This window comes from Allobosea robiniae (assembly GCF_900102525.1).
GTDB lineage: Bacteria > Pseudomonadota > Alphaproteobacteria > Rhizobiales > Beijerinckiaceae > Allobosea > Allobosea robiniae.
The window spans coordinates 100,420-112,823 of record NZ_FNBZ01000006.1 but is presented as its reverse complement, the minus strand read 5'-3'; the positions used below and the strand labels follow the sequence as shown (position 1 = coordinate 112,823).

The following is a 12,404-nucleotide window of genomic DNA, read 5'->3' as shown; positions in this document are numbered from 1 at the left end:
AGTTTACGAGATGGGTCCAGGAGTGAACCGGCTAGCGCGCTTTGCTGCGGCGACGGCTCTCGCCTCCAGCCTGGCCTATCTGCTGGCCGGGCCGGCCTATGCCCAGAATCGGGCGGCCGGCACGCAGCCCAAGCCTGCGACCACGGCTGCGGCGAAGCCGCAGGACCGGATGGTCGTCGATGCGCGTGAACTCGTCTACGACAACGACAAGAAGACGGTCGCGGCCGTCGGCGACGTCCAGATCCTGTATCAGGGCCGGACGATCGAGGCCGATCGCGTCATCTACGACCAGGGCAACAAGCGCGTCACCGCCATCGGCAAGGCCCGGATCACCGAAGCCAACGGCACGGTCATCACCGGCGACAAGTTCAACCTGACGGACGATTTCCGCGACGGCTTCATCGACTCGCTGCGCGTCGTGAATCCGGACAAGACCCGCTTCTCGGCCCCCCGCGCCGAGCGGACGGATGGCGAGACCTTCGTCTTCGACAAGGGCATCTACACGGCCTGCGAGCCCTGCAAGGACAATCCCGAACGGCCGCCGCTCTGGCAGGTCCGCGCCGCGCGGATCATCCACAAGAAGTCCGAGCAGACGATCTATTACGAGGATGCCCGGGTCGAGTTCGCCGGCATCCCGATGGCCTATATCCCATACATGTCCGGCCCGGATTCGACGGTGAAGCGCAAGTCCGGCTTCCTGTCGCCGCGCTTCATCAACACCTCGGCGCTCGGCTACGGCGTCGGCCTGCCTTATTTCCTCAACCTGGCGCCGAATTACGACCTGACGTTCACGCCGACCTATTTCAGCCGCCAGGGCTTCCTCGGCCAGGTGGAATGGCGGCATCGGCTGGTCAACGGTTCCTACGCGATCCGGGCCTCCGGCATCTTCCAGCAGGACAAGGATGCTTACCTGGCGAGCCCGCTCGGCCCGCGCGACAAGGAATTCCGCGGTTCGGTGGAGACGAACGGCAAGTTCTTCATCAACCCGCGCTGGAGCGTCGGCTGGAACGCCTCGATGTCGACGGATCGCTGGTTCTACAAGAACTACCGCATCCGCAACGAGAGCCTCAGCGCCACGACCTATCTGCAGGAATCGATCTCGACGGCCTATCTGAACGGCCAGAGCGAGAGCGCCTGGTTCGACCTGCGCGGCTATTATTTCCAGCCCCTGAACTATCAGGACTGGCAGAAGCAACAGCCCGTCGTGCTGCCGGTGCTGGACTACGACAAGCGCGTCCACAAGCCGTCCTTCCTCGGCGGCGAGCTCTCGTTCAACGTCAACATCACCAGCCTGACGCGCGACACGGCCGCCTTCTCGGAGCTGCCGCAGCAGAAGAGCTACCTGATCAGGACGCCGAGCTATTCGCTCTATGACGGCTGCGCCGTCTACGACAAGAACCACTGCCTCGTGCGCGGCCTTGCCGGCAATGTCTCGCGTGCGACCGCCCAGGTCGCCTGGCGGCGCAACTTCATCGACCCGCTGGGGCAGATGTGGACGCCTTATGCCTCGGTGCGCGCCGACGTCTTCTCGATCAACCCCGACACCAGCGGCCTCATCAATTCGCGCGTCTCGACGATCGCCGACACTTCCGACGAGGTCTTCGGCCGGGTGATGCCGGCGATCGGCCTGATGTACCGCTACCCGTTCGTCGCCAAGACCGGCTGGGGCACCCATATCATCGAGCCGGTGGCGCAGATCGTCGCGCGGCCGAACGAGACGAACAGCCTGCGCGTCGCCAACGAGGATGCGCAAAGTCTGGTCTTCGACGCCAACAACCTGTTCGAGTGGAGCGGCAAGTTCTCCGGCTTCGACCGCGTCGAGGGCGGGACCCGCGCGAATGTCGGCGCGCTCTATACCGGGCGCTTCGGCCAGGAAGCCTTCGCCAACCTGCTCATCGGCCAGTCCTACCAGCTCGGAGGGCGGAATTCCTTCGCCGGTGGCGACCTGATCAATACCGGCCTGAACTCCGGTCTGGAGACCCGCAATTCCGACTATGTCGCCCGCGCCCAGCTCTCGCCGTTCAAGGGCTTCTTCCTGACCGGCGCGACGCGCCTCAATTCGACGACCTTCGAAGCCCAGCGGATCGACGCCGCCGCGACCTATTCCAACAGCATCATCTCCGCTTCGGTCGGTTACGGCCGCTACGAGCCCCAGCCCGATCTCGGCATCTCGCGCCGCCGCGAGGGCCTGTCGCTCAACGGCTCGCTCAAGGTCGCCGAGAACTGGCGCCTGCGGGCCGGCGTGCTGTTCGATCTCGACAAGTACAAATACGATCGCGAGCGCTACCGGGACGCTTATGCGGCCTACGCGGCGGCTCCCGCGGCATCCGCTGTCCCGATCTATCCGAACAGCGGGCCGTTCCAGACCGCCTCGACCTCGTTCGGCATCAACTACACCGACGAGTGCACGGTCTTCGACATCAGCTATTCGCAGAGCTATGCCGACCGCCAGGCCGGGGCGACGAAGGATACGCGCACGGTCATGTTCCGCCTCGAACTGCGCACGCTGGGCGAGATCAGCTACTCGCAGAACCTTGGCGGGGCCTCCTCGTCGAGCGACGGCGTCACCTCGTCGAACTAGTCGTACCGGCCCGAAGCGACGGGCCGGATCCTTCTTCAAGGCGCGGAGTTCGTCTTGCCGGCCAAGCCGCTCGCATTGACACAGGGCGACCCGGCCGGCATCGGGCCGGAACTGACGCTTCGCGCCTGGCTGGAGCGCCGCGAACGCGCGGTGCCCGCATTCGCCTGTATTGGCGACCCCGATCACCTCGCCCGTATCGCCGAGCAGCTTGGATGGACCGTGCCGCTGCATATCTGCGACTGGCGCAGTGCCGGAGCTGCCTTTGCCGATGCGTTGCCGGTGATTCCGCTCGCTTCCGGGGCTGGCACCGTCGTTCCCGGCAAGCCTGATCCGGCGACAGCCGCAAGTACGATCGGCTCCATCGACCGGGCGGTCGCCGCGGCCTATGCTGGCGAAGCCGCAGGCATCGTGACCAATCCGATCGCGAAATCAGTGCTTTACAAGGCCGGCTTCAAGCATCCCGGCCATACGGAATATCTGGCGCATCTGGCTGCGCGAGGTGGTGTCGCGCCGCGCCCGGTGATGATGCTCTGGTGCGAGGAACTCGCTGTCGTGCCGGTGACGATCCACGAGCCACTGCGCCGCGTGCCCGAGCTTCTGACCACGGCGCTCATCGTCGAGACCGGCCGGATCGTCGCCGCCGAGCTGCGCAGCCGGTTCGGTATCGCCCGGCCACGACTTGCGATCAGCGGGCTCAATCCCCATGCCGGCGAAGACGGCACGATGGGCCATGAGGACGCCGCGATCGTCGCGCCCGCCATCGCCCAATTGCGGACCGAGGGCATCGATGCGCACGGCCCCTATCCGGCCGACACGATGTTCCATGCCCGCGCGCGGGCCGGCTACGACGCGGCGCTGGCGATGTATCACGACCAGGCCCTGATCCCGATCAAGACGATCGCCTTCGACGACGGCGTCAACGTCACGCTCGGCCTGCCTTTCATCCGGACCTCGCCGGACCATGGCACGGCCTTCGACATCGCAGGCCAGGGCATCGCGCGGCCGGACAGCCTCTGCGCCGCCCTGAAGCTCGCCGCCCGGATGGCCGAGCGCACTGTCACGGACACCGCTTCATGAGCCAGATCGACGACCTGCCGCCGCTGCGCGAGGTGGTGGAGCGCCATGGGCTGATGGCGCAGAAGGCGCTCGGCCAGAACTTCCTGTTCGATCTCAACCTGACGAGCCGGATCGCACGCGCAGCCGGGCCGCTGGACGGCCAGACGGTGGTCGAGATCGGCCCCGGCCCCGGCGGGCTGACGCGGGCGCTATTGGCCAACGGCGCCGGCCGCGTCATCGCGATCGAGCGCGACCGGCGCTGCCTGCCGGCGCTCGCCGAGATCGCGGCGCATTATCCGGGGCGCCTGGAGGTCATCGACGGCGACGCGCTCGCGGTCGACCTGTCGCCGCATCTCGGTGGCGGGCGGGCGCGGATCGTCGCCAACCTGCCCTATAATATCGGGACGCCATTGCTGGTCGGCTGGCTCAGCCTCGAACCCTGGCCGTCCTGGTGGGATTCGCTGACGCTGATGTTCCAGCGCGAGGTCGCCGAGCGCATCGTCGCGACGCCGGATGAGCGCGCCGATTACGGCCGGCTTGCCGTGCTCTCGAACTGGCGCTGCGAGACGAAGATTCTGTTCGACGTGCCGCGCAGCGCCTTCGTGCCGCCGCCGAAGATCACCTCGTCGATCGTGCAATTGATCCCGCGTGCGCAGCCTGAACCTTGCGACCGGCGCCTGCTGGAGCGGGTGACGCTGGCGGCCTTCGGCCAGCGCCGCAAGATGATCAGGCAGAGCCTGAAGGCCGTGCTGCCCGACCCCGCCCCGATCATCGCGGCCGCCGGCCTCGACGAGACGGCGCGCGCCGAGGAGATACCGGTCTCGGGCTTCGTCAGGCTGGCGAACGCGCTGGCCGCGCAGCGCTGATCAGGGCAGCTCTTCGGTCAGAAGCTGGTCGACGAAGTCGTTGAGGCCGACCGCGCGGCTGCGCTTCAGGCGCTCGGCCGTCAGGATTGCCTTGATCGACTCGTAGGCCGCCTGGAGATCGTTGTTGACGATGACGTAATCGTACTGGTTCCAGCGCGCGATCTCGTCACGGGCATTGGCGAGACGCTTGACGATGACCTCCTCGGCATCCTCGGCGCGGCGGATCAGGCGCGAGCGCAGCTCTGCCATCGAGGGCGGCAGGATGAAGATGGTGACGACATCGGCCCGCGCCTTCTTGACGATCTGCTGGGTGCCCTGCCAATCGATGTCGAACAGCACGTCGCGCCCGGCCGCCAGCGAGGCCTCGACCTCCTTGCGCGGGGTGCCGTAGCCATTGCCGTGGACCTCAGCCCATTCCAGCAGGTCATTGTGCTGGCGCATGGTGTCGAAGGCCGCACGATCGATGAAGCGGTAATGCACGCCCTCGATCTCGGACGGGCGCTTGGCGCGGGTCGTCACCGAGATCGACAGGTCGAGATTGTTCTCGCTCTTGAGATTGCGGGTGAGCGTCGTCTTGCCCGCGCCCGACGGCGAAGACAGGATCAGCATGAGGCCGCGGCGGGCCGGGTGAAGGGTCTCGGCAGCCATCCGGCTCACTCCACGTTCTGGACCTGCTCGCGCATCTGGTCGACGACCGTGCGGAGCTCGAGCCCGATGCGCGACAGGCCGGGATCATTGGCCTTGGCGCAGAGCGTCGAGGCCTCGCGGCCGAATTCCTGCGAGAGGAAGTCGAGCTTGCGGCCAATCGGCCCACCCTTGGTCAGCAATTCCCGCAAAGCCGCGACATGGGCCTGCAACCGGTCGATCTCTTCCCGGATATCGGCGCGCACGGCGATCAATGCCGCTTCCTGATGGAGGCGCTGCGGATCGAAGCCGTTATTCGCCCCGAGCAGGGCCTCGACCTGAGCCGCAATCCGGGCGCGGATCGCCTCAGTGCTGCGGGCGGGGTGCCCCTCCGCCTCGCCGGCGAGGCGGGCGATGGTTTCGAGATGACCGAGAACGATCGCTTCGAGCGCGCGCCCTTCGGCAGCCCGCGCTTCCTTCAAGGCATCGGTGGCGGCTTCAAGGCCGGCAAGGGCCGGAGCTTCGACCGCGCCGAGCGCGTCCTGCGCCTCGTCGGCATAGTCGACGACGCCGCGGATGCCGAGCAGCCCGTCATAGGATGGCGGATTGATGCCGGCGGCCGGCGGCAGCCTTTCGACCGCCTCGAGCAGCGCGGCCAGGACGGCCTCGTTGACGCGCGGGCGCGGCGGCCCGGCATCGCTGGTGACGGCAAGGTTGACGTGCAGCGTTCCGCGCGAGAAGGCAGCGCCCAGCTTCTTGCGAGCGGCCTCGGCGAGGACCTCGAAGCCGGGCGGGACACGGACACGCAAATCGAGCCCACGCCCGTTGACGCTGCGGATTTCCCAGGCCCAGCCATGGACTCCGGCCGTTCCCGCCGCGCGGGCAAAGCCCGTCATGCTTTCGATGGACATTGCCCCTGCCGCCTTCATTCAAGATCGGCGGGACCGTAGTGGCGCGCATCCATGACAGCAAGCGGGCTGCCGCCGGAAAATGGGGATTGCGAGCCTTCCGGGGCCTGCAACTCAGGGCTTGAGCTGCGGCACCTGCTTGGGCGAGTTCAGGTCGAAGCTCTTGTTGAGCAGCGGATCCCGCGCCGTGCCTTCCGAAGCGTCGAAGGCGCGGGCGCGTGTTCCCGCAATCGCTCCGGTCGGCTGGGCGACGGGGACGCCGGCGGAGCCGGTATTGTCGGCCGCGGGCTGGGTCATGGCGGGCGCCTCGGTGCGGTTGTCGGGACCGGCCGGCGGCTCGACCTTGTCGACGGCCTCGGCCGGCGGCTTGCCGCCCTGCTGCTGCGTCCGCGTCGTCTCGATCTGGCGCCAGCGTCCGACATTGCGGTTGTGCTGCTCCAGCGTCTCGGCGAAGGCGTGGCCGCCGCTGCCGTCGGCGACGAAGTAGAGGTCCTTGGTCCGCGAGTGGTTGACCACCGCCTCCATGGCGGCGCGGCCGGGATTGGCGATCGGCCCCGGCGGCAGGCCGTTGATGACATAGGTGTTGTAGGGCGTCGCCTGCGTGATCTCGCTGCGCTGGATCGGCCGGCCGAGCGTGCCCTTGCCGCCGACGAGGCCGTAGACGATCGTCGGGTCGGATTGCAGCCGCATCTTCTGGTTCAAACGGTTGATGAAGACGCCGGCGACGCGCGGGCGCTCATCGGCACGGCCGGTCTCCTTCTCGACGATGGAGGCGAGGATGACGAGTTCCTCGGGTGTCTTGATCGGGAGATCAGCGGGCTTGCGCAGCCAAATGCTCTTCAAGATCGCATTCTGGCTCCGCCCCATCTGATCGATGATGCCCTTCCGCGAAAAGCCGCGCGGGAAGCGATAGGTGTCAGGCAGGATCGAGCCTTCCTTCGGCACCTGTGCGATCTCGCCGGTCAGGAGGTCGTTGTTGCGCAGCCGCTCGACGACCTGCTCGCTCGTCAACCCCTCGGGAATGGTGATCGAATGCTCGACCACCTTGCCGCTCGAGATGATGTCGAGGATCTCCTGGGGGCTGATACGCGCCTTGAACAGGTACTCGCCGGCCTTGAGCTTGTGCCAGTCACCGCCGACGACGGCGGCGACGCGGAACGAAAGCGGGTGCTCGATCAGCCCCTCGCGCTGCAGCAGTTCGGCGATCTCGGTGAGCCCGCTCTCCCTGGGGATGATCACGGCCCGGTCGCTGGCCAGCGGCCCCGGCGCCTTGCTCTGGTTCGAGACGACGGCGATCCCGGCGCCGACCACGCCGGCGCCGACGAGCGCGACCGTGAACAGCCCGCTCAGCATCGACAGGAAAGGGCTGCGCCGGCGGCGGCGAACCTTCGGCGGCGGCGCCGGCGGCGCTACGGGCTTGAGGGCCTCGCTCGGACTCTTCGGGGCGACGCGGGGCGTATCATTCACGATCAGGACGCTCGCAGCACGGGGGTGATGGTCTCGGCACGGTGCAAACTGGACCGCGCCTGCCGGAGTGGGCATGCAGCCGCACTCAGTCGGGCGACGGCATTAGAGCCGGTTTCGGTGCGGCTGTGAACGCGGAATCACGCATTCAGCCGCAGTCGTCGCCAACTCTACCCAAGATTATGGCGAAACCGCGCTGTTTCGCAGCGGTTCAATGCTCGGGCCTGTAGCGCCGCATCACCAGCGAGGCATTGGTGCCGCCGAAACCGAAGGAGTTCGACAGGGCGTAATCGATCTCGCGCTTGCGGGCGACATGCGGCACCAGGTCGATCTCGGTCTCGACCGAAGGATTGTCGAGATTGATCGTCGGGGGCGCGGTCTGGTCGCGGATGGCGAGCACGGTGAAGATCGCCTCGATCGCACCGGCAGCGCCGAGCAGATGGCCGGTCGCCGACTTGGTCGACGACATCGACGGACGCCTCGAAGCATTGGCCAGCAACCGCTCGACGGCGCGCAATTCGATCTCGTCGCCGAGCGGCGTCGAGGTGCCGTGGGCATTGATATAGTCAAGGTCGGACGCCGTGATGCCGGCGCGGTCCAGCGCGGCCTGCATGCAACGGTAGGCGCCGTCACCATCCTCGGAAGGCGAGGTGATGTGATAGGCGTCGCCGGACATGCCGTAACCGACGATTTCGGCATAGATATGCGCGCCGCGGGCAAGCGCGTGCTCGAGTTCCTCGAGCACGACGACGCCGGCGCCCTCGCCCATCACGAAGCCGTCGCGGTCCTTGTCATAGGGACGCGAAGCCTTTTCGGGCGTGTCGTTGAAACCGGTCGAAAGCGCGCGGCAGGCGCAGAAGCCGGCAATGCCGATGCGGTTCACCGCGGATTCGGCGCCTCCTGCGACCATGACCTCGGCATCACCCAGCGCGATCATGCGGGAGGCGTCGCCGATCGCATGCGCACCGGTCGAACAGGCGGTCACGACGGCGTGATTCGGGCCTTTCAGCCCGTGCTCGATCGAGACATAACCCGCCGCCAGATTGCTCAGGCGGCCGGGAATGAAGAAAGGCGAGAGGCGGCGCGGGCCGCGCTCCTTGAGCAGGAGCGAAGCCTCGTAGATACCGCCCAACCCGCCGATACCGGAGCCGATGGCGACGCCGGTGCGGGTCTGATCCTCGTAGCTTTCCGGCTTCCAGCCGGCGTCCTGCAACGCCTGCGTGGCCGCCGCCATGGCGAAGACGATGAAATCATCGACCTTGCGCTGCTCCTTCGGCTCCATCCACTGATCGGGATTGAAGGTCCCGTCGCTGCCGTCACCCCGCGGGATGTTGCAGGCGATCCGCGCCGGCAGATCGCTGGCGTCGAAGGATGTGATGGGGCCGGCGCCGCTGGCACCGGCAAGAAGGCGCGACCAGGTCGGCTCGACGCCGCATGCAAGCGGCGTCACCATGCCGAGCCCGGTTACGACAACACGCCGCATCGGATAACTGCGAGAAGCCATGGCTCTTTCTGCGTAGACCAACCCTTAAGGTCGATCAGGCGCTCTTCGACGACAGGAACTTGACGGCGTCGCCGACGGTCACGATCGTCTCGGCGGCATCGTCCGGGATCTCGACCCCGAACTCTTCCTCGAAGGCCATCACGAGCTCGACGGTGTCGAGGCTGTCCGCGCCCAGGTCCTCGATGAAGTTGGCGCCGTCGACGACCTTGTCGGCCTCGACGCCGAGGTGCTCGACCACGATCTTCTTCACGCGCTCGGCAACATCGCTCATGGGTCTCTTCCTTAGACTTTGAAACTGAAAACGCATCGCAGGGGTGCGACGCGGTGGAGGAATCTCATTCCGAGCCGCCGCGCCACCTGGAGGGTGCCCGCGATCCGGAAAGCTTGAAGCCTGCACAAACGCAACAACCGAGGTTTCGTCAAGTCCCCTCGGAACGCCCGGCGGCAGCGAGACGGCGCTAGTTAACATACCCTTTACGGGCTGGCGAGAGCGCTTCCGGCTTATCAAAGCCGATTCGGAATGGGCGCTAACGCCCCTAGATCATTGCCATTCCGCCGTTGACGTGCAGCGTCTGCCCGGTCACGTAGCCGGCCTCCGTGCTGGCGAGAAAGGCGACGGCCGCGGCCACATCCGCGCCCTCACCCAGCCGCCCCATCGGCACGTCGGAGAGGATGCCCTCGCGCTGCTTGTCGTTGAGCGCCTGGGTCATCGGCGACTCGATGAAGCCCGGCGCGACCACGTTGACGGTGATGTTGCGGCTCGCGACCTCGGCTGCGAGCGCCTTGGACATGCCGATCAGGCCCGCCTTGGCGGCGGCGTAGTTGCCCTGGCCGGGATTGCCCATCGTGCCGACGACGGAGCCGATCGCGACGATTCGGCCGTAGCGGCGGCGCATCATCGACTTCACCGCGGCGCGCGACAGCCGGAAGGCCGCGGTGAGGTTGACCGCGAGCACGCTGTCCCAGTCCTCGTCCTTGAGCCGGATGAACAGGTTGTCGCGGGTGATGCCGGCATTGTTGACGAGAATGTCGAGCCCGCCAAGCTTCTCCTCGGCAGTCGGCACGAGCGCCTCGACCGAATCCTTGTCGGAGAGATTGCAGGGCGCGATCACGACGCGCTCGCCGAACTCGGCCGCCAGCGCTTCGAGCGCTTCCGCGCGCGTTCCGGAGATCGCGACGCTGGCACCCTGCGCATGCAGTGTCCGGGCGATGGCGCCGCCGAGGCCGCCTGTCGCGCCGGTCACCAGGGCCTTGCGGCCGGTCAGATCAAACATGTTCGCTCCCCTTGTTCGGCATCCTGCCGCTGCAGCCCGTCCCGGGTTTCTGCACTTATTCCTTGCGGGCCTTCCAGGCCGCAACGTCATCGGCCGTGCCGATCGAGACCGGCGCCGCGCCTGCGACGATACGCTTGACGAGCCCGGCCAGCACCTTGCCGCTGCCGGCCTCGACGAAATCGGTGACGCCAGCGGCCGCCATCGCCTGCACGCATTCGCGCCAGCGCACCGTACCGGTGACCTGCGCGACGAGCGAAGCCCGGATCGCATCGGGGTCGCTCAGCGGCGCGGCACCGACATTGGCGACAACCGGCACCACCGGCGCCTGCATCGCGACCTTGGCGAGGGCATCACGCATCGCATCGGCTGCCGGCTGCATCAGGGCGCAATGGAAGGGTGCGGAAACCGGCAGCAGCATGGCGCGCTTCACGCCGCGCTCGCCGGCGAGCGCGATGGCGCGCTCGATCGCAGCCTTCGCGCCGGAGAGCACGACCTGGCCGCCGCCATTGTCGTTGGCGGCTTCGCAGACTTCACCCTGCGCTGCGGCCGTGGCGATCTCGCGGGCGAGATCGAGCTCGGCACCGAGCAGCGCCGCCATCGCGCCCTGCCCCGCCGGCACGGCCTTCTGCATGGCGTCGCCACGAATGCGCAGCAGGCGGGCGGCATCGCCGATCGAGAAGGTCCCGGCCGCGGCCAGCGCCGAATACTCACCGAGCGAATGACCGGCGACGAAGGCTGAATCGCGCTTCAGGTCGAGCCCGGCTTCGCTTTCCAGAACCCGCACCACCGCGAGGCTCACCGCCATCAGCGCCGGCTGGGCATTGGCCGTCAGGGTCAGCTCCTCGGAAGGCCCTTCCCACATCACGGCCGAGAGCTTCTGCGACAGCGCCGCATCGACCTCGTCGAAGACCGCCTTCGCGACGGCGAAGTTCTCGGCCAGGCTCTTGCCCATGCCGACGGCCTGCGAACCCTGGCCCGGAAAGATGAAGGCTGTGGTCATGTGCGGAACGCCTCGTTCTTCACTACTTATGTATTATGACGGGGCTGTCACATCGGTTTAGCGGCCAAGTCAAGCACAACGCCCATCTTTTCCGCCCGACAGACGCTCGTCCACACGAGATTCCGGTTGCCACGGCGCACCGGACACTGTAACCACCGCCTCCTGCTTGTTCGGCCGGAGGCTGAACGGATGGCGCTTGCCCGCAAGGAAGAGCGCAGGTTCTTCGGAACCGTCATCCCGTGTCTCCGCCTTCGATGAAATCCTGTCGGGCCTTATCCAGGGCTCGGAGGGCTCCGCGCCGGGCGAAGCAGGGTGAAACAAGGAAGGCCACATATGGCATTGTACGAGCATGTGCTGCTCGCGCGGCAGGATGTCAGCGCGCAGCAGGTCGAAGCTCTTGTCGAGCAGTTCAAGGGCGTGATCGAAGCGAATGGCGGCGCCATCCGCAAGGTCGAGTACTGGGGCGTCAAGTCCCTCGGCTACCGCATCAAGAAGAACCGCAAGGCGCATTACACGCTGCTGAACATCGAGGCTCCCTCCGCCGCCGTGCTGGAGATGGAGCGCCAGATGCGCATCAACGAGGACATCCTGCGCTTCATGACCATCAAGGTCGAGGAGCTCGAGGAAGGTCAGTCGGCCATGCTGCAGAAGCGTGACCGCGACGACCGTCCGGAGCGTGGCGGCGACCGTTTCGACCGCGGCCCGCGCCGTGATCGTCCGCGCCGTGACGACGAAGCGACCGAAACCGCCGAAGCGGAGGCCTGAGAATGTCGACTGCATCCGCTGGCGCCCGCCGCCCCTTCTTCCGCCGCCGCAAGTCCTGCCCCTTCTCGGGCGAAGGCGCCCCGAAGATCGACTACAAGGACGTGCGTCTGCTCTCGCGCTACATCTCCGAGCGCGGCAAGATCGTTCCGTCCCGCATCACGGCGGTCTCCGCCAAGAAGCAGCGCGAGCTCGCCCAGGCGATCAAGCGCGCCCGCTTCCTCGGCCTGCTGCCCTACGTCATCCGCTGAGCCGTTCGTTCGGTTCCGGCACACGATAAATTCCGGAGGCGTACCCTTCGCCTCCGGTTCTCGCTTTCAAGATCAACCAGTCGCCCGTCGGTGAAACTCCCTCGGGTTCGTTGA

Annotated in this window: 12 protein-coding genes; 5 read left to right on the top strand and 7 right to left on the bottom strand. The window is 66.9% G+C overall.

All coding sequences use genetic code 11. From position 1 onward, the window contains the following. Positions 1 to 22 precede the first annotated feature (22 nt). Genes BLQ70_RS17285 through rsmA form a run of 3 tightly spaced genes read left to right on the top strand, consistent with a single transcriptional unit; the run spans position 23 to position 4,503 of the window. Entirely contained in the window at positions 23 to 2,581 is a 2,559-nt protein-coding gene (locus tag BLQ70_RS17285; RefSeq protein WP_244512066.1) for an LPS-assembly protein LptD, read from the top strand. A 54-nt stretch (positions 2,582 to 2,635) separates the two neighbouring features. Then, positions 2,636 to 3,658 (top strand): 4-hydroxythreonine-4-phosphate dehydrogenase PdxA, encoded by a 1,023-nt coding sequence (gene pdxA, locus BLQ70_RS17280; protein ID WP_091859079.1) that lies wholly within the window; start codon positions 2,636 to 2,638, stop codon positions 3,656 to 3,658. Further along, positions 3,655 to 4,503 carry a 16S rRNA (adenine(1518)-N(6)/adenine(1519)-N(6))-dimethyltransferase RsmA gene (rsmA, locus tag BLQ70_RS17275; protein ID WP_091859076.1) on the top strand — a complete coding sequence of 283 codons (849 nt, stop codon included), beginning with the start codon at positions 3,655 to 3,657 and terminating at the stop codon, positions 4,501 to 4,503. Before pdxA ends, rsmA begins: the two co-directional genes overlap by 4 nt. Here rsmA and gmk read toward each other — a convergent pair whose 3' ends face one another. The 7 genes from gmk to fabD all read right to left on the bottom strand — a co-directional run bounded on the left by gmk (position 4,504) and on the right by fabD (position 11,277). Continuing rightward, positions 4,504 to 5,151: a guanylate kinase gene (gene gmk, locus BLQ70_RS17270; protein WP_061968109.1), complete on the bottom strand. Its 648-nt coding sequence runs from the start codon at positions 5,149 to 5,151 to the stop codon at positions 4,504 to 4,506. Between the two features lie 5 nt (positions 5,152 to 5,156). After that, positions 5,157 to 6,038 carry a YicC/YloC family endoribonuclease gene (locus tag BLQ70_RS17265; RefSeq protein WP_091859073.1) on the bottom strand — a complete coding sequence of 294 codons (882 nt, stop codon included), beginning with the start codon at positions 6,036 to 6,038 and terminating at the stop codon, positions 5,157 to 5,159. Positions 6,039 to 6,149: 111 nt separating this feature from the next. Next, positions 6,150 to 7,502: an endolytic transglycosylase MltG gene (gene mltG / locus BLQ70_RS17260; RefSeq protein WP_244512065.1), complete on the bottom strand. Its 1,353-nt coding sequence runs from the start codon at positions 7,500 to 7,502 to the stop codon at positions 6,150 to 6,152. Between the two features lie 208 nt (positions 7,503 to 7,710). Next, positions 7,711 to 8,982 carry a beta-ketoacyl-ACP synthase II gene (fabF, locus tag BLQ70_RS17255; protein ID WP_061968115.1) on the bottom strand — a complete coding sequence of 424 codons (1,272 nt, stop codon included), beginning with the start codon at positions 8,980 to 8,982 and terminating at the stop codon, positions 7,711 to 7,713. Between the two features lie 55 nt (positions 8,983 to 9,037). Next, entirely contained in the window at positions 9,038 to 9,274 is a 237-nt protein-coding gene (locus tag BLQ70_RS17250; protein ID WP_061968116.1) for an acyl carrier protein, read from the bottom strand. Positions 9,275 to 9,539: 265 nt separating this feature from the next. Continuing rightward, positions 9,540 to 10,277, bottom strand: a complete 738-nt coding sequence (gene fabG / locus BLQ70_RS17245; protein WP_091859066.1) for a 3-oxoacyl-[acyl-carrier-protein] reductase — start codon at positions 10,275 to 10,277, stop codon at positions 9,540 to 9,542. Positions 10,278 to 10,332: 55 nt separating this feature from the next. Next, complete coding sequence (fabD, locus tag BLQ70_RS17240) at positions 10,333 to 11,277, bottom strand: ACP S-malonyltransferase (protein WP_091859063.1); 945 nt, start codon at positions 11,275 to 11,277, stop codon at positions 10,333 to 10,335. A 333-nt stretch (positions 11,278 to 11,610) separates the two neighbouring features. On the opposite strand from fabD, the gene rpsF reads away from it, so the two are divergent. Together rpsF and rpsR are read left to right on the top strand one after the other, a co-directional pair. Further along, positions 11,611 to 12,042 carry a 30S ribosomal protein S6 gene (rpsF, locus tag BLQ70_RS17235; protein WP_061968121.1) on the top strand — a complete coding sequence of 144 codons (432 nt, stop codon included), beginning with the start codon at positions 11,611 to 11,613 and terminating at the stop codon, positions 12,040 to 12,042. Positions 12,043 to 12,044: 2 nt separating this feature from the next. Continuing rightward, positions 12,045 to 12,290: a 30S ribosomal protein S18 gene (rpsR, locus tag BLQ70_RS17230; protein WP_038367644.1), complete on the top strand. Its 246-nt coding sequence runs from the start codon at positions 12,045 to 12,047 to the stop codon at positions 12,288 to 12,290. The last annotated feature ends 114 nt before the right edge of the window (positions 12,291 to 12,404 follow it).